This is a genomic window from Mesorhizobium sp. M0761, from assembly GCF_040320205.1.
In the GTDB taxonomy this organism is placed as follows: Bacteria; Pseudomonadota; Alphaproteobacteria; order Rhizobiales; family Rhizobiaceae; genus Mesorhizobium.
Window position 1 is genome coordinate 139,163 of sequence record NZ_JAMYPF010000002.1, and the last position, 15,240, is coordinate 154,402.

The 15,240-nt window shown below is 62.8% G+C and carries 18 protein-coding genes; 11 read left to right on the top strand and 7 right to left on the bottom strand.

From position 1 onward, the window contains the following. Window positions 1-79 precede the first annotated feature (79 nt). On the top strand, window positions 80-1,093 hold the full coding sequence (locus NKI32_RS03530; protein ID WP_353001859.1) for a 2-dehydropantoate 2-reductase: 1,014 nt from the start codon (window positions 80-82) through the stop codon (window positions 1,091-1,093). Window positions 1,094-1,159: 66 nt separating this feature from the next. On the opposite strand, the gene NKI32_RS03535 is transcribed toward NKI32_RS03530, so the two are convergent. Genes NKI32_RS03535 through dapD form a run of 3 tightly spaced genes read right to left on the bottom strand, consistent with a single transcriptional unit; the run spans window position 1,160 to window position 3,207 of the window. Then, window positions 1,160-1,930: a hypothetical protein gene (locus NKI32_RS03535; RefSeq protein WP_023703796.1), complete on the bottom strand. Its 771-nt coding sequence runs from the start codon at window positions 1,928-1,930 to the stop codon at window positions 1,160-1,162. Window positions 1,931-1,951: 21 nt separating this feature from the next. Continuing rightward, on the bottom strand, window positions 1,952-2,356 hold the full coding sequence (locus NKI32_RS03540) for a DUF805 domain-containing protein (RefSeq protein WP_084013651.1): 405 nt from the start codon (window positions 2,354-2,356) through the stop codon (window positions 1,952-1,954). Further along, entirely contained in the window at window positions 2,353-3,207 is an 855-nt protein-coding gene (gene dapD, locus NKI32_RS03545) for a 2,3,4,5-tetrahydropyridine-2,6-dicarboxylate N-succinyltransferase (RefSeq protein WP_023673222.1), read from the bottom strand. Before dapD ends, NKI32_RS03540 begins: the two co-directional genes overlap by 4 nt. Window positions 3,208-3,355: 148 nt before the next feature. Between dapD and NKI32_RS03550 the strand changes: the two genes are divergently transcribed. Next, window positions 3,356-4,201 carry an LOG family protein gene (locus NKI32_RS03550; protein ID WP_023681343.1) on the top strand — a complete coding sequence of 282 codons (846 nt, stop codon included), beginning with the start codon at window positions 3,356-3,358 and terminating at the stop codon, window positions 4,199-4,201. A gap of 80 nt (window positions 4,202-4,281) precedes the next feature. On the opposite strand, the gene NKI32_RS03555 is transcribed toward NKI32_RS03550, so the two are convergent. Beyond that, window positions 4,282-5,001 carry a pyrimidine 5'-nucleotidase gene (locus NKI32_RS03555; protein WP_023687469.1) on the bottom strand — a complete coding sequence of 240 codons (720 nt, stop codon included), beginning with the start codon at window positions 4,999-5,001 and terminating at the stop codon, window positions 4,282-4,284. Window positions 5,002-5,177: 176 nt separating this feature from the next. On the opposite strand from NKI32_RS03555, the gene NKI32_RS03560 reads away from it, so the two are divergent. The 3 genes from NKI32_RS03560 to NKI32_RS03570 all read left to right on the top strand — a co-directional run bounded on the left by NKI32_RS03560 (window position 5,178) and on the right by NKI32_RS03570 (window position 7,724). Next, on the top strand, window positions 5,178-5,939 hold the full coding sequence (locus NKI32_RS03560; RefSeq protein ID WP_023681345.1) for a GGDEF domain-containing protein: 762 nt from the start codon (window positions 5,178-5,180) through the stop codon (window positions 5,937-5,939). 178 nt (window positions 5,940-6,117) lie between these two features. After that, window positions 6,118-6,288, top strand: coding sequence for a hypothetical protein (locus tag NKI32_RS03565; RefSeq protein ID WP_023687468.1), 171 nt, complete (start codon window positions 6,118-6,120; stop codon window positions 6,286-6,288). Continuing rightward, entirely contained in the window at window positions 6,285-7,724 is a 1,440-nt protein-coding gene (locus tag NKI32_RS03570; RefSeq protein WP_023703794.1) for a GMC oxidoreductase, read from the top strand. The genes NKI32_RS03565 and NKI32_RS03570 overlap by 4 nt, the downstream gene beginning before the upstream one ends. A gap of 193 nt (window positions 7,725-7,917) precedes the next feature. Here the strand turns inward: NKI32_RS03570 and phhA are convergent, their stop codons facing one another. After that, a complete protein-coding gene (phhA, locus tag NKI32_RS03575; protein ID WP_023687466.1) occupies window positions 7,918-8,754 on the bottom strand; it encodes a phenylalanine 4-monooxygenase in 837 nt (278 codons plus the stop codon). Window positions 8,755-8,893: 139 nt separating this feature from the next. On the opposite strand from phhA, the gene NKI32_RS03580 reads away from it, so the two are divergent. The 3 genes from NKI32_RS03580 (at window position 8,894) to NKI32_RS03590 (ending at window position 11,540) form a co-directional block, all read left to right on the top strand. Further along, the gene (locus NKI32_RS03580) at window positions 8,894-9,370 is read left to right on the top strand and encodes an Lrp/AsnC family transcriptional regulator (RefSeq protein WP_023687465.1); all 477 of its coding nucleotides are present in this window, start codon (window positions 8,894-8,896) and stop codon (window positions 9,368-9,370) included. A 111-nt stretch (window positions 9,371-9,481) separates the two neighbouring features. Beyond that, on the top strand, window positions 9,482-11,029 hold the full coding sequence (bchE, locus tag NKI32_RS03585) for a magnesium-protoporphyrin IX monomethyl ester anaerobic oxidative cyclase (RefSeq protein ID WP_352510668.1): 1,548 nt from the start codon (window positions 9,482-9,484) through the stop codon (window positions 11,027-11,029). A gap of 112 nt (window positions 11,030-11,141) precedes the next feature. Then, window positions 11,142-11,540, top strand: coding sequence for a RidA family protein (locus tag NKI32_RS03590; protein ID WP_353001861.1), 399 nt, complete (start codon window positions 11,142-11,144; stop codon window positions 11,538-11,540). Window positions 11,541-11,582: 42 nt separating this feature from the next. Here the strand turns inward: NKI32_RS03590 and argB are convergent, their stop codons facing one another. Then, window positions 11,583-12,476: an acetylglutamate kinase gene (gene argB / locus NKI32_RS03595; protein ID WP_352510667.1), complete on the bottom strand. Its 894-nt coding sequence runs from the start codon at window positions 12,474-12,476 to the stop codon at window positions 11,583-11,585. A 77-nt stretch (window positions 12,477-12,553) separates the two neighbouring features. Then, a complete protein-coding gene (locus tag NKI32_RS03600; protein WP_023693008.1) occupies window positions 12,554-12,895 on the bottom strand; it encodes an amidase family protein in 342 nt (113 codons plus the stop codon). A gap of 302 nt (window positions 12,896-13,197) precedes the next feature. Here NKI32_RS03600 and NKI32_RS03605 point away from each other — a divergent pair, with 302 nt between their 5' ends. From NKI32_RS03605 to NKI32_RS03615, 3 genes are all read left to right on the top strand, one after another. Next, the gene (locus tag NKI32_RS03605; RefSeq protein WP_023693009.1) at window positions 13,198-13,737 is read left to right on the top strand and encodes a sigma-70 family RNA polymerase sigma factor; all 540 of its coding nucleotides are present in this window, start codon (window positions 13,198-13,200) and stop codon (window positions 13,735-13,737) included. After that, a complete protein-coding gene (locus NKI32_RS03610) occupies window positions 13,734-14,456 on the top strand; it encodes an anti-sigma factor (RefSeq protein ID WP_353001863.1) in 723 nt (240 codons plus the stop codon). Before NKI32_RS03605 ends, NKI32_RS03610 begins: the two co-directional genes overlap by 4 nt. 222 nt (window positions 14,457-14,678) lie before the next feature. After that, entirely contained in the window at window positions 14,679-15,236 is a 558-nt protein-coding gene (locus NKI32_RS03615; RefSeq protein WP_023696028.1) for a fasciclin domain-containing protein, read from the top strand. Window positions 15,237-15,240: the final 4 nt, after the last annotated feature.

The following is a 15,240-nucleotide window of genomic DNA, read 5'->3' on the forward strand; positions in this document are numbered from 1 at the left end:
GGCCAGAGATGATGACCGATCCTGCCGCCGACATTATGGTTTTCCTGTCGTATAGTGCAGGCCAACACGAGATAATCGCATGGCCAACGCCGAAAAGACCATCGTCATTGCCGGCGCCGGCAGCATCGGCTGCTATGTCGGCGGTTGCCTGGCGCTGGCCGGACGCAAGGTGGTGTTTTTGGCGCGGCCAGACATAGCGACGGCCTTGCTGGGCGGTGGCCTGCGCATCACCGATCTCGATGGTCGCGACCGATCCATCCGGCCGGAGTCCGTCACCACCGATCCCGCCGCTGCCCTCGCCAGCGCCGACGTGGTGCTGGTGACGGTCAAGAACGGCGCTACCGAGGAGATGGCGTCGCTTGTTGCCGGACATGCGCGCGGCGATGTCGTGGTGGTCAGCCTGCAGAACGGCGTCGGCAATGCCGACCGGTTACGCGCCGTGCTCGGTGGCCGGACTGTACTCGCCGGCATGGTGCCGTTCAATGTCGTCCAGTCGGCCATAGGCAATTTGCCGCTTCACGTGCATCGCGCCAGCGACGGCAAGGTCATGATCGAAGATGGCGTGACCGGCCTTGCCGGCCTTCTCGATGTCGAAGGGCTTGGCGTGGAAACCCATCCCGACATGAAAGCCGTTCAGTGGGGCAAGCTGCTGATCAACCTCAACAACGCGCTTGTCGCCTTGTCCGGCCTGCCGCTGGCGAGCGAACTTGCCGACCGCCGCTGGCGGCGGATCCTGGCCGGTCAGATCGACGAGGCCTTGGCGGCGATGAAGGCGTTACATATCGCGCCGGCGCGGATCGGCGGCTTGCGTCCCGGCCTGCTGCCGAAGCTGCTCCGGCTGCCGGACTGGCTGTTCCGGCTGGTCGCCCGCCGCATGCTCGCCATCGACCCGCAGGCGCGCTCGTCGATGTGGGACGACCTCCAGCGCGGTCGGCCGACCGAGATCGGTGACCTGCAGGGGGCCGTCCTGAGCCTCGCCGAAAAGGCCGGCACGCCGGCGCCTCTGCTGAAGCGGGTCACCGCGCTGGTGCGGCAGGCCGAGCGGGAAACGCGCGGCTCACCCGGGCTGACGCCGGAAGCCGTCACTGGATAGTCTACTTGCCGCGAGCCTCGGGCCTTGGCCCGCATAGCCCGAAAACAGGCGCGTGGGCCCGCCGCGTCACAGCTTTGGTGCGCGCCTCGGAGCCGGCGCTTTGCTCGCCGGGCCTGGCGCCGGCACGGGCTGCGCCGCCGGGTGGTTCTCGATCAGCGTGATCTTCTGCCAGATCTTGCGCGACAGGTTGGACGCCAGGTTCTCGACGTCGTTGACGCCGTCGATGACCACATCGTCATTGACGGACTGCGCAAACAGCGCCGCGATCTTGCCGGTGATCGACAGCATTTCCGAGCAATAGTCGAGGTAGCGCGCCAGGTCGGCGGCATTGGTGATGCGAGCCGGCGAATGCGCGGTCGGCCTGAAATTGGCGGACAATGCTGCCGGATCCTTGGTCAGCTGGTGCATGTCGATGACATGGATCAGCGATCTCAACCCATGCAGCTGGCGAAACACCCGCTTGCGCTTGATGCGCTCCTCGGTGCGGATCAGCGCCAGCAGGCCGAGCACGGCAAGGATCATCATGTTGATCGTGGCTTCGATGCCTTGCACCGACTGCACCGCATCGTCGGCCTGCGAGATATGGATGAGCGGCAGGATGGTGCCGACGAATAGGAAGGTCAGCGCGCCGGCGGCAACAGCGGCGACGATGGCGCCGCGCAGCCACCAGATCGGCGCTTCCAGCGCCTGCGCCGCCTTGGCCAGGTCGCGCGACAGCGACACCAGTTCGGCGGCGACGCCGCGCAGGCCGGCATCGGGAAAACGCTCGGCGACGCGCTCTTCCAGCCGCTCGGCGGTGTCGATGATCAGTTTCGGATCAAGCGTGCGGTAGCGCATGGCGAGATATCCGGTCGGCGCTCATGGTTCAGCCGGCGCGTTGCTGCGTTTGCCGTAGCGGTTCGGACCGGGGTCACCGCGGAAACACGCTAGAACGATGAGAAGAATGGGGCCGATGACAAGAGAGATCAACGCGTAATAAGTCGGCTTGCCGAAATCATGAAACCGCTTTGCGGTTACCGCAAAGCTCGACCATGTCGAGATCAGCAAAACGACCCAGAACACAAGTGCCCAGTTCTGGCTGGTTGCGGTGCCGGGTTCCAGTCTCGACAACTGGTAGAGCGGGAAAAACTGTGCAAGCACCAGCAGCAGCCCGGCGAGCACGTAGGCACTTGGGCTGACGCGCCCTGAGAGGCTGAAGAAAAGCCAGGGAAGTGGTGGTGTGTTGGGCAATCTGGAGCGCTCTGGTTGCTCGGACAGGATCAATCACGCAGCAGTTCGTTGATCGAGGTTTTCGACCGGGTCTTGGCATCGACGCGCTTGACGATGACGGCGCAGTAGAGGCCAGGGCCCGGCTCGTTGTTCGGAAAGGCCTTGCCCGGCATCGAGCCGGCGACGACGACCGAATTAGGCGGCACCTCGCCATAAAACACTTCGCCGGTGGCGCGGTCGACGATCTTGGTCGACTGGCCGATGAACACACCCATTCCGAGCACCGAGCCTTCGCGCACGATGCAGCCCTCGACCACTTCGGAGCGCGCGCCGATGAAGCAATTGTCCTCGATGATGGTCGGGCCGGCCTGCATCGGCTCCAGCACCCCGCCGATGCCGACGCCGCCCGAGAGGTGCACATTCTTGCCGATCTGGGCGCAGGAGCCGACCGAGGCCCAGGTGTCGACCATGGTGCCGCTATCGACATAGGCGCCGACATTGACGAAGGACGGCATCAGCACCGCGCCCGGCGCGACATAGGCCGAGCGGCGCACGATCGAAGACGGCACGGCGCGGAAGCCTGCCTTCTCGAAATCGACCGCGCTCCAGCCGTCGAACTTCGACGCCACCTTGTCCCACCAGACTGCCTGGCCGGGGCCGCCCTTGATGATCTCCATCGGATAGAGCCGGAAGGAGAGCAGCACCGCCTTCTTCAGCCATTGGTTGACATGCCATTTGCCATCGGCCTGGCGCTCGGCGACGCGCACGGTGCCACGGTCGAGCAGGTCAAGTGAGGACTGGATGGCGTCGCGCGTTTCGCCGCGGGTCGCGGTCGAAATCGTGTCGCGCTCCTCGAAAGCCTTCTCGATGGTCTTTTCGAGGCTGGCCAGATCAGGCTTCGACATGAATTCGCTCCGTTACCACGCTGTTAAGGCCGACGGCCTTAACCTTGTTTTGAAAGTCGCGCGGACCCTATGTTAAGGCGTATTGGGGGTCAATCGCGCGTGCGCCATGGAACGGCGCAAGTGAACTGTTGGGACGGGTAGAAAGCATATGACTCCTATGGAAAAGGCGGGATGGACGCCGCTGCCGCATTCGGACGAGGATCTGGAGCGCTCGAAAAGCGTTCCCGACACGCCGCAGACTCGCGCCGAAACCTACCGGCTGGCCTGGAACGATCCCGACTTCATGACGCGCCGGGAGTTGCGCGCTGTGCGCTTGCAGCTTGAGCTCTTGAAACCCGAAATGATCCTTGCCGAGCGCGGCATCCGCTCGACGGTCATCCTGTTCGGCGGCGCGCGTATTCCCGAGCCCGGCGGCGAGGCCTGGGCCGCCAAGAACGAGACGCAGAAGAAAAACCTCGAGGAAAACAGCAAATACTACGAGGAGGCGCGCAAATTCGCCCGCCTCTGCTCACAGCAATCGGCCACGTCCTACTACCGCGAATTCGTCGTCGTCACCGGTGGCGGCCCAGGCGTGATGGAGGCGGGAAATCGCGGCGCCGACGATGTCGGCGCGCCGTCGATCGGCCTCAACATCGTCCTGCCGCACGAGCAGGCGCCGAACGCCTATGTGACCCCGGAGCTGTGCTTCAACTTCCACTATTTCGCCATCCGCAAGATGCATTTCGTGATGCGCGCCAAGGCCGTCGCGGTGTTTCCGGGCGGCTTCGGCACCATGGACGAGTTCTTCGAGACGCTGACGCTGATCCAGACCGGCCGCATGGAACGCGTGCCGGTGATCCTGTTCGGCAAGGCGTTCTGGCAGCGCGCGATCGACCTCGATTTCCTGGCCGAACAAGGCACCATCACGCCCGGCGACCAGGATATCATCGACTTTGTCGACACCGCCGACGAGGCCTGGGGGATCATCAGCCGCTTCTACAAGTTGGGGGAGTAGGGGAACCGGGAATTGAAGAACTGAAGAATTGAGGAAAAGGAGGTCCGGATCGGTCTCCCTTTCACCAGTTCTTCAATTCTTCAGCTCCTCAATTCCTCTACCCCCTCCACTATCCCCGTCAGAAACGTCGCGAGATCGTCGGTGACGAAATCGACGTCGTCCTCATTGGCCGGATCGCGTTCCCAGATCTCGGCAAAGGTCGGCTCGAAATTGCGCGGCACCACCAGCACCGTGGTCATGCCCAGTGATTTCGGCACCTCCAGGTTGCGGGCGAGATCCTCGAACATCACCGCATTGTGTCCGGTGACGGCGTGCAGTTCGGCAAACTTCTCATAGGTCTGCCGCGACGGCTTCGGCGTCAGCCCGGCGGCGACGATATCGAAAATGTCGTCGAAATGGTCGAGTATGCCGAGCTGGCGCGCGGTGCGCTCGGCGTGCCTGCGGTCGCCATTGGTGAAGATGAACTTGCGGCCGGGCAGCTGGCGGATGGCGGTGCCCAGCACCGGATCCGGCACCAGCCACGAATAGTCGATGTCGTGCACCTTTTCGAGAAAATCGTCGGGGTCGATGCCGTGGCGCGTCATCAGCCCGTTCAGCGTCGTGCCATATTCGAGATAGAGTTCCTTCTGCAGCTTGCGCGCTTCCTCGCGCGGTAGCGTGAGCAGTTCTCCGACATAGGCCGTCATCTTGACGTCGATCTGCGAAAACAGATTCGAATGGTGCGGATAAAGCGTGTTGTCGAGGTCGAACACCCAGTCGGTGACATGGGCGAAGCGGGCGGGATCGGGCAGCGTGGTCATGGCGTCCTTATGGCATGAAATATCTGCCGTTCGAACCCCTTTCTGATGTAGAGCTTATCCACAACCTATGTGCATCTAGAGTTGTAAAAAATGGGCTCACCATTCAAATTTTAGCCATCACGGAAAGGTGGCCTTCAGGGCTTGCTGGCACAGAGACGGTTCAGTGGGAGCCAGCGATGAGTCGCATAGTCTTAAAGTCCGCCGCGGTCGCATTCGGCTCGGTAGCCATCTCGCTTTTGCTGACGCTGATCATCGTTCCCGCCATGGGTTTTCCGGTCGACCGCACTGTCTGGCTGACATCGACGGTGTGCCCGCTGGCGCTCGCCTGGATCGCCTGCGCCAGCACCTTCTGGCAGAGCGACCGACTGAAAAACGCGCATCGCGATCTCGCCCGCGCGCATGCCCAGCTCGCCGCCGCGCATCGGCGCCTGTCGGCGAAGGCGAGCCGCGACGACATGACCGGCATGCTCAACCGCGAGAGCTTCTTTGCCGCGTTGGACGGCTCGCGGCGCAAATCCGATCGCGGCGCGCTGCTGATCATCGACGCCGACCATTTCAAGGCGATCAACGACAGTTTCGGCCATCTGACCGGCGATGACGCACTGGTGTTGATCGCCAGCGCCATCGAGCGCGGCGTCCGCAGCGGCGACGTGCTCGGCCGCATTGGCGGTGAGGAGTTCGGCGCCTTCCTGGTCGGCGCTACGGAAGCCGAAGCCCGGCGCGTGGCCGAGCGCATCCGCCGTGAAGTCGAGCTGGTCCGCTTTCGTCCGGTCGACGAGCGCACGGTGCCGCTGACCGTCTCGATCGGCGGCATCACCTGTGCGCAAGATGCCGATGTCTCGGACCTGATGCGCGCCGCCGACCGCCGGCTCTACGAGGCGAAGCACCGCGGCCGCAATTTGTCGATCCTAGACCGGGATATTTCCGAAGCTGCCTGAGGTGTTGGTGGTGGGGCTGTTAACGGATCGCCAACATTGTTTCCACGCAACTGCGCCGTTTACCGGGTTGTAACTCGTTTATAGGCAAGGCTTGGCACGGGAATGGCATGTCTGGCCGGTACGTGTGCCGTTCAGGGAACGCCATGCGTGGATCGAAGCCCCCATCCAGAGACGTGTCATGAGTTTCTTCATCAGGAAAATATCGCGCCGCACCATCGTGCAGGCGCTGATTGCGATGCCGGCGCTACAGCTTTTTCGCAAGCAGCCTGACAGCGACCGCCCCCCGTCCGATCCCGACGAGATCGTCGTGGTCAATGGCTGGATCCTGAAGCGGAGCGACCTGGCATGATCTTCGACAGCTATGAGGCGTTTCGAGCCTCGGATTTCAAGCCCAAGGTCTGCATTCTCGGCTCCGGGCCGGCCGGCACCACCATTGCCAGAAAGCTCGGCGCCGCCGGCATTCCGGTCGTGGTGCTGGAGGCCGGCGCACGCGAATTCAGCGACGAGTCGCAGGATTTCTACCGCGGCTCCACGGTCGGCGATCAATATTTCGATCTCGACATCACCCGGCTGCGCTTCATGGGCGGGTCGTCGAACCACTGGGCCGGCTGGTGCCGCGTGCTCGACAAGCAGGACTTTGAGCCCAAGGCATGGGCGCCGGACACCGGCTGGCCAATCGCCCGGACCGACATCGAGCCCTATCTGTCCGAGGTGCACGACATACTCGAGCTTCCCGACTTCAAGCCCGATGTGCCGATTTCAGACGACATACGCTGGGTGCAGCTGATCAAGAGCCCGGCCGTGCGCTTTGGCGAGAAATTCTCCGACGAGCTCGACAAGAGCAAGAACATAGCGCTCGTGCTCAACACCTATGCCACCGAACTTGCCGGGGACGGCAAACGAGTGACCGGCGCCAGGCTGTGGTCGAACGGCAAGGATGCCGGCGCCTTCAGCGCCGATTGTTTCATCGTCTGCGCCGGCGGGCTGGAGAATTCGCGGCTGCTTCTATGGTCGAACCAGCGCTCGAATGGCGGCGTGGTGCCGAACGCCACGGCACTTGGCCGCTACTGGATGGAGCACCCGACCTTCGAGGGCGGCAATGCCATCCTGGCCGATTACAGGGAGTTCGAGGTTGATGCCGTCAACGAGGCGTTCTTCTCGCCGACGCTCGCCGCCATGGAGCGGCTGCAGATCATGAATTTCGGCATACGCCTGATCGAGACGCCCTATGCCGGCGTCAAGAGCCTGATTGCCGACCTCGCCTGCACCGCGCCCGAGGCCGCCGAATGGATCGCCTACCAGCTCAGCCAGAACCTGCGCTGCGCCGCCCAGCTCTACGTCGCCTGGGAACAGGCGCCGCTGGCCTCGAACCATATCGAATTGTCGAAGACCGATGTCGACCGTGCCGGCGTGCCGCGCATCGAGCTGCACTGGAAGAAGTCGCCGTTGGAGCGCCGCACCATCCTCGAGGGGCTCAAGCTGTTCGGAACGACGCTGATCGAGAAGGACCTCGGCCGCGTCCGCATCATGGACTGGCTGACCAATGGCGAGGACTACCCGACGGATGAGGAACTGGCCGGCCACCACCACATGGGCGGCACGCGCATGGGCACCGATATCACCAAGAGCGTGGTCGACGCCAACTGCAAGGTGCACGGCATGGACAATCTCTATGTCGGCGGCTCGTCGGTGTTCTGCACGTCGGGCGAATGCAACCCGACGACGACAATCACCGCACTTGCCTGCCGGCTAGGCGACCATCTGACCAAAGTAATCACGGTGTGACGAAGTCATCCACGGTGTGACGAAGTCATTACCGTCTGATGTCAAAAAAGCGAACGGCGCGACAGGATTGCTGCCGGCGCTACCCATGCCTTGGTGTCGAAACCCTCGGAAATCAGCGCCAACGAGATCTCCCTCCCCCTTGTGGGGAGGATTAAGGGTGGGGATAGGTGCCGCGCAAACCCTTCAGGATTTGCTAAACCGTCGCTGGATCCAGGGTCGGCTGCCCCTTGCGGCGGGCAACGATCGCCTTGAAATCGGCGGTCCGGAACGCATCGCGCAGCACGTCGAAGGACGGCAGCACGAAATAAGCGCGCTGGAACTTGTCGATCTCGTAACCGGTGCGCATTACCGTTTCGAGGTCGAAGGGCACGTGGTGCGCGTCCGGGCTCGCGACGGCGAACTGCAATTCGGTGAACGACGACATCAGCCCGGCGCCGAAAGCTTTCAGCTTCTGGCCCTCCTCCTGTATCAGCCCGTATTCGGCGGTGTACCAGTAGAGCCGGGTGATCATCTCGTCACCGCCCAGCGCAATCACGCTCTCAGCCTTTTCGCCATACATCTGCATGAAGTCGGCAAACACCGGCTGTGTCAGGATGGGCACATGGCCGAAGAAGTCGTGGAACATGTCGGGTTCGACGATGTAGTCGAGCTCGTCCTTGGTGCGCAGCCAGTTGGTCACCGGAAAGCGCCGGTTGGCGAGATGGTCGAAGAAGGGCGCGGCCGGGATGAGGCCAGGCACGGCGACGATTTCCCAGCCGGTCAGCTTGCGCAGCCTGTCTGAGACCGCGCCGAAATCCGGGATCTTGTCGAGCAGGCCGAGTGCGGCGACGCCATCGAGATAGGAATGGTGCGCCAGCTTCTGCGTCAGCTTGGTCTGCCGGTCGCACAGCGTGCGCCACACCGCCTGTTCGTCGGCGCTGTAATCATAGCCCTGCGCCACGGTGAAATCGGAACGGCACACTGAATAGTCGCCACGCAGGCCTTGCGCCGCGCAATCACGGGCATATTCGGCAACGCTCATCGTCGTCATGGTTCTTCTCCCCTGATCGTGACACTTGAATCTGTCCGCAGAGTCTAGCGGCGGCCGGCGAGGCAATTCAGCTTTGATGATGGCTTGGGTCCATGATTTGAGGTAAAAATCACCAAGCAGAAGCTGAAAGAGAGTGAAAATGCCTCAGTTCGACGATTTCGAGATCAAGATGCTGGATGTGCTTCAGCGCGATGGACGCAAGCCCGTGTCCGAACTGGCGCAGGAGATCGGCCTGTCGACGACGCCTTGCGCCCGCCGCTTCGAGGCGCTGCAGGAGGCCGGCATCATCAAGGGCTTTGCCGCCGTGCTCAACCGCCGCGCCGTCGGCCTGATGGTCGAGGTGTTCATCCAGGTGCGGCTCACCAGCCACAGCGACGGTTCGCCCGAAACCTTCATCGCCGCCGTGCAACGCATGGACGAAGTGTCGTCATGCTGGACGATGACCGGCGACCACGATTTCCTGCTGCACGTCATGGTGCCGTCGGTCGACGAACTCAACGCCTTCGTCATGCACCGCCTGATGCGCCTTGCCGGCGTGCGCGACGTTCACACCCAGCTGGTGCTGCAGAACATCAAGGGCCCGGGCCACGTGCCGCTCGCCCACCTCAGGCGGTAGGACACGCACCGCCATTTCTGCGGAAAAGCTGCACGCAAACTGCTGAACGGAGCCCAAATGCGAAACTGAAACGCCGGCTACGCCATGCGGACCGTCGCTCAAAGGTCCGTCATGAACATCGTGCTGATCAATCCGCCGCACACCGCCATCGGCAGCCGCGTGCCCGATGACCATCTGCCACCGCTCGGCCTGCTGGCACTGGGCGGCCCGCTTATCGACGCCGGCCATAAAGTCCGGCTGGTCGATGCCGAATTCGGGCCGATGCCGTTGGAAACTCTGGTGCGCGATGCGCTCAGCGGCCAGCCCGATTGCATCCTGATCGGCCACTCCGGCTCGACCTCGGCGCATCCCACCGCGCTCGCGATCGCCCGCATGGTCAAGGCGCTCGAGCCGGCGACGCTGGTGATCTATGGCGGCGTGTTCCCGACCTATCACTGGCGCGACATATTGGCGGCGAGCGATGTCTTCGACTTCATCGTGCGCGGCGAGGGCGAGGCAACCATCCTTGCCCTGGTCGTGGCACTGGACAATCGCCGGCCACTGGCCGATGTCGCGGGCATCGCCTATCGCGACGATCTCGGCCGCCCCTTCGCGACGCGGCCGGCCGGGACCATTGCCGATCTGGACGAGTACCGCGTCGGCTGGGAGCTGATCGATCACCGCCGCTACAGCTATTGGGGCGGCAAGCGCGCCGTGGTCATGCAGTTATCGCGGGGCTGCCCGCATCTGTGCAACTATTGTGGCCAACGCGGTTTCTGGACCCGCTGGCGGCATCGCGACCCCAAGAAATTTGCGCAGGAGATTGCCTGGCTGCACCGCCAGCACGGCGTCGAACTGATCAACCTCGCCGACGAAAACCCGACCGTGTCGAAGAAGGTTTGGCGCGCCTTTCTCGATGCGCTGATCGCCGAGAACGTGCCGGTGCTGATCGTCGGCTCGACCCGGGCCGACGACATCGTGCGCGATGCCGACATCCTGCACCTCTATCGCAAGGCCGGCGTCATCCGCTGGCTGCTCGGCATGGAAAACACCGACGAACAGACGCTTCAATTGATCCGCAAGGGCGGCAGCACCTCATCCGACCGCGAGGCAATCCGGCTGCTCCGCCAGCATGGCATACTGTCCATGGCGACCTGGGTGGCCGGGTTCGAGGATGAGACCTTTCGCGATCTGTGGCGCGGCTTTCGCCAGCTGCTTGCCTATGACCCCGACCAGATCCAGGCGCTCTATGTCACGCCGCACCGCTGGACGCCGTTCTTCCGCATCGCCAAGGACCGCAAGGTGATTCAGACGGATGCCCGGCTGTGGGACTACAAGCACCAGGTGCTGCAGATGACCCGGCTGAAACCGTGGATGCTGTTCTTCTCGATCAAGCTGATCGAGGTCGCGGTGCAGTCGCGGCCGAAGGCGCTGACGCGCATTCTCTTCCACCCCGATCCCGAACAGCGCCATTCGATGCGCTGGTACACGCAAATGGGCCGCCGCGTCTGGTTCCGCGAGGTCTGGGGTTTTCTGGCCCGCGACCGCCGCCTCAAGGATGGTCCGACGCTGGCTGAGTTCTGGGGCGCTCCGCAGGATGCCGATGAGGAATCCATGGTCGTCATGCGCCCGTCGCGCAAGCCGGCCGAAGCGACTGTCGCGATCTCGGCCGGCCCCTGACAGGCTCGCTGCCATTTATAGATACGTACCGTATGCGTGTTGACATACGCAGCGTATGTACCCACTTCAAGCATACGGGGCGTAGGGGAGTGACCCGGACAATGGAGTGAAAATGACCAAACGTGACGCGATCTTTCCTGCCGGCCGGCAGGCTCTCTATGAGATCAATCGCTATTCTGCTGCAATACGATCGGGCGACCTTTTGTTCGTCTCGGGCCAGGTCGGCAGCCGCGAGGACGGGTCGCCCGAACCTGTCTTCGAAAAGCAGGTCCAGCTTGCCTTCGACAATCTCGCGGCAGTGCTGAAAGCAGCGGGCGCCACGTTCGACGATATAGTCGACGTGACCACCTTCCACACGGATCCGGCAGCGCAATGGCCCGTGATCGATGCCGTTCGGCTGAAGGTGTTCGGTGAACCGCCCTACACCAATTGGACGGCGGTCGGCGTCAACTGGTTAGCCGGCTTCGAATTCGAGATAAAGGTCATCGCGCGCCTGCCCCAGCCGGCCTAACGGCTGGCCAGCCGATCGACTGGCCGCCAAGCCAGTTGCACCTCAGGGCACGATCAGCGTGCCGGCGCCGTGTTCGGTGAACAGTTCCAAAAGCACCGCATGCGGCGTCTTGCCGTTGAGGATGACGACGCCTTCGACGCCGCGCTCGATCGCCTCGATGCAGGTCTCGACCTTGGGGATCATGCCGCCCGACACCGTGCCGTCCTTGATCAGCGCCCTGGCTTCGGCCACTGTCAGTTCGTCGATCAGCTTCTTGTTCTTGTCGAGCACGCCGGGCACGTCGGTCAGGAACAAAAGGCGCGTCGCCTGGCAGGCGCCGGCGATGGCGCCGGCAAAGGTGTCGGCATTGATGTTGTACGTGTGGCCGTCGCGGCCCGGCGCCACCGGCGCCAGCACCGGGATCATTTCCGAGCGTGCCAGCAGGTCGAGCAGGGTGCGGTCGACCTCGACCGGCTCGCCGACGAAACCGAGATCGAGCACACGCTCGATGTTGGAGTCCGGGTCGATCATGGTCCTGCGCGCCTTTTCGGCGAACACCATGTTGCCGTCCTTGCCGCACAGGCCGATCGCCCATTCGCCCTCGGCGTTGATCAGCGCGACGATCTCCTTGTTAATCGAACCGGCCAGCACCATCTCGACGATCTCGACCGTCTTCTGGTCCGTGACGCGCAGCCCGCCTTCGAACTTGGATTCGATTCCCATCTTGGCCAGCATGGCGCCGATCTGCGGCCCGCCGCCATGGACGACGATCGGGTTGACGCCGGACTGCTTCAGCAGCGCGATGTCACGGGCGAAAGCCTTGCCGAGCTCGATATCGCCCATGGCATGACCGCCATATTTTACCACCACCGTCTTGTGCTCGTAGCGCTGCATATAGGGCAGGGCCCGCGAGAGCAGGGCGGCCTGCATTTCGGCGGTGGCGGTGATCTCCGTCATCGGCATGGTTCCCTGGATGTGGGTAAGGACGGCGGCGTCTTAGCGGGAATTGGCGCAGGCCGCAAACAGCTTTGCTATCACGATGATGAAATCTGCCGGATCAGGCCGGCACCTTGAGCGGCGCCCGCCGCGTCAGTCACCCGGAAATCTTCTCCATCTGCGCGGCGAGCGACAAAAGCGTCCTGCTCGTCGCCGGGGCGGCCGACGGCCTGGATGCCGAGCGGCAGGCCGGCATCGGTGACATGGACCGGCAGCGCGATCGACGGCTGGCCGCTGACATTCTGGATCGCCGGCCGGTGGGTGAACCACAGGCTCTTGTCCATCAATTGCCCAAACAGGGATCTGATCTCCAAGAGACGGGTCAAATGCAATTTGTCGAGCAGGTTTTCGATGAGCTCGTCGGCCCCCTTCGGGTCCATGGCGCCTCAGGCAAGCGGCGGATGCGCAATGATCGGGTTGCCTCGGCGCGCGCGATCGCAGCATCGACAAGGTCCGGCGGCGAGATCTCGCCTCTATGCACCAGCTCCGCCAAGCCGGTTGCATCGTTCTCCCACAGCATCTGTTCGGCCGACATTGCTGTTCCCCTTTCTGCGGGAGGCTAACGACAGCCGATTTCCTTGGCACCGACCGGCGATTACTGGCGATCGGGCGCGGACATCGTTTGCGTGGACAACAAGATTTCTGCCTTTGCAAATAAATCGTGATCGCTTAGCTTGTCCGTATGACGCCGCAGGATATCTCCACCCTGATTGTCCGGACCTCGATGAAGGATCGGACTGCGTTCGATCTGCTTTACCGGCAAACCAGTGCGAAACTTTTCGGCGTGTGCCTTCGTGTATTGAAGGATCGCGGAGATGCGGAAGAAGCGCTGCAAGAGGTCTTCGTCAAAGTATGGACGAAGGCGGACCGTTTCGCTGTTTCCGATCTAAGCCCAATCTCCTGGCTGGTGGCCATAGCACGCAATCATGCGATTGATCGCATCCGGTCGCGACGCAAGCCCGCTGCCGATATCGATGCCGCGCTCGACGTGGCTGACCCCGGTCCGGGGCCAGAGGCTATGGTTGTTGCGGGTGGTGAATCCGAGCGCATCTATCAGTGCCTTGAAGAGTTGGAACAAGACCGGGCGCAAGCCGTTCGGGGTGCTTATTTGAACGGCGAAAGTTACGCCGAGCTCGCGGTACGTCACAAGGTTCCGCTCAACACGATGCGGACATGGCTGCGCCGCAGCCTGTTGAAACTTAGAGAATGTCTGGAAAGATGACCCTGGCAGAAGAAAATGGACCGGAACGTGGAGGCGACGACCTGCTCGCAGCCGAATACGTTCTCGGCGTGCTGCCGGCGGATGAGCGCCAGATAGCCTCCGGACGCATCGACGCGGAGACCGGCTTTGCCAGTCTCGTCGATTCCTGGGAAGTGAACCTCTCGCCGATGGCTGCCGCTTATGCTGAGGTAGAGCCGCCGGCCACCATCAAGCCGGCTATCGATCGCCGGCTGTTCTCCTCCACCGCGGCGTCGACGACGGCCCCGAGCGGCAGCCTGTGGTCCAGCCTTAGCTTCTGGCGCGGCCTCACCGCAGCGGCTCTCGCGGCCCTGGTGCTCTATGTCGCCGTGCCTTACGTCAGGTCGCCGGTCGTCGTGCCGCAGGAGCGCCTCGTCGCCTCGCTGGCTGCCGAAGGCAGCGATGTCAAATACCTTGTCGTCTACGACGCTTCCCGCCGCGATGTCGGCCTGTCACTGGTTTCGGGCGAACGCGCCGCCGGCAAGGACTTCGAACTGTGGATGATCGAAGGCAAGAATGCGCCGGTCTCGATGGGCGTCATTCCCGCCGGCCAGGTCACGCACATTCCGGTTACCCCGGCAGTGCAGCAGAAGCTGGCGCAAGGCGCCGTGCTCGCCGTCAGCGTCGAGCCGACGGGCGGTTCGACGACCGGACAGCCGACCGGACCGGTCGTTGCCGCGGGCGACCTGAAGGGCATCTGATAAATCGTAAAACCATGACGTCACAATGAAGACAGCGAAAGTACATCTTCCGCTGTTTTCGTTTTGGATACGCTGCTGGAGATTAGAGGTTCGATCTCCGGAGATTAATTCGTCGACAAAATAAAGGAAATTTTTCCCGGCGCGCGGAAACTCAGGCAGTTCTATTTCGTATCTCCTCATGTTCCGAAAGAGGAAACAATAACCCCGAGGAGTTCGAACACTATGCGTAGAATCGCCACCCTTTTGCTCGCCGGTACCATTACCGTCTCCGCCCTCGCCACGGTCGCCTATGCCGAGAATCCGATGGTTGGCGGCGCCGCCATGTTCGCCAACAAGAACATCGTCGAGAACGCCGTCAATTCGAAGGACCACACCACGCTGGTCGCCGCGGTCAAGGCTGCCGGCCTGGTCGAGACACTGCAGGGCGCCGGCCCGTTCACCGTCTTCGCGCCGACCAATGAGGCCTTCGCCGCGCTTCCGGCTGGCACGGTCGAGTCGCTGCTCAAGCCCGAGAACAAGGACAAGCTCACCAAGATCCTGACCTGCCATGTCATCGGCGCCAAGGCGATGGGCGCCGATGTCGCCTCGATGGCCAAGGCCGATGGCGGCACCCACAAGGTCAAGACGGTCGGCGGCTGCGAGCTGTCGCTCAAGGCTGATGGCGGCAAGGTCACCGTGACCGACGAGAACGGCAATGTCGCCAATGTGACGATCGCCGACGTCGAGCAGTCGAACGGCGTCATCCACGTCATCGACAAGGTCCTGCTGCCGAAGATGTAACAAA

Coding starts and splice junctions, on each gene's coding strand:
- NKI32_RS03530 (WP_353001859.1), top strand. CDS start 80: ATGGCCAACGCCGAAAAGACCATCGTCATTGCCGGCGCCGGCAGCATC.
- NKI32_RS03535 (WP_023703796.1), bottom strand. CDS start 1,930: ATGCGCTACCGCACGCTTGATCCGAAACTGATCATCGACACCGCCGAG.
- dapD (WP_023673222.1), bottom strand. CDS start 3,207: ATGTCGAAGCCTGATCTGGCCAGCCTCGAAAAGACCATCGAGAAGGCT.
- NKI32_RS03550 (WP_023681343.1), top strand. CDS start 3,356: ATGACTCCTATGGAAAAGGCGGGATGGACGCCGCTGCCGCATTCGGAC.
- NKI32_RS03555 (WP_023687469.1), bottom strand. CDS start 5,001: ATGACCACGCTGCCCGATCCCGCCCGCTTCGCCCATGTCACCGACTGG.
- NKI32_RS03560 (WP_023681345.1), top strand. CDS start 5,178: ATGAGTCGCATAGTCTTAAAGTCCGCCGCGGTCGCATTCGGCTCGGTA.
- NKI32_RS03565 (WP_023687468.1), top strand. CDS start 6,118: ATGAGTTTCTTCATCAGGAAAATATCGCGCCGCACCATCGTGCAGGCG.
- NKI32_RS03570 (WP_023703794.1), top strand. CDS start 6,285: ATGATCTTCGACAGCTATGAGGCGTTTCGAGCCTCGGATTTCAAGCCC.
- phhA (WP_023687466.1), bottom strand. CDS start 8,754: ATGACGACGATGAGCGTTGCCGAATATGCCCGTGATTGCGCGGCGCAA.
- NKI32_RS03580 (WP_023687465.1), top strand. CDS start 8,894: ATGCCTCAGTTCGACGATTTCGAGATCAAGATGCTGGATGTGCTTCAG.
- bchE (WP_352510668.1), top strand. CDS start 9,482: ATGAACATCGTGCTGATCAATCCGCCGCACACCGCCATCGGCAGCCGC.
- NKI32_RS03590 (WP_353001861.1), top strand. CDS start 11,142: ATGACCAAACGTGACGCGATCTTTCCTGCCGGCCGGCAGGCTCTCTAT.
- argB (WP_352510667.1), bottom strand. CDS start 12,476: ATGACGGAGATCACCGCCACCGCCGAAATGCAGGCCGCCCTGCTCTCG.
- NKI32_RS03600 (WP_023693008.1), bottom strand. CDS start 12,895: ATGGACCCGAAGGGGGCCGACGAGCTCATCGAAAACCTGCTCGACAAA.
- NKI32_RS03605 (WP_023693009.1), top strand. CDS start 13,198: ATGACGCCGCAGGATATCTCCACCCTGATTGTCCGGACCTCGATGAAG.
- NKI32_RS03610 (WP_353001863.1), top strand. CDS start 13,734: ATGACCCTGGCAGAAGAAAATGGACCGGAACGTGGAGGCGACGACCTG.
- NKI32_RS03615 (WP_023696028.1), top strand. CDS start 14,679: ATGCGTAGAATCGCCACCCTTTTGCTCGCCGGTACCATTACCGTCTCC.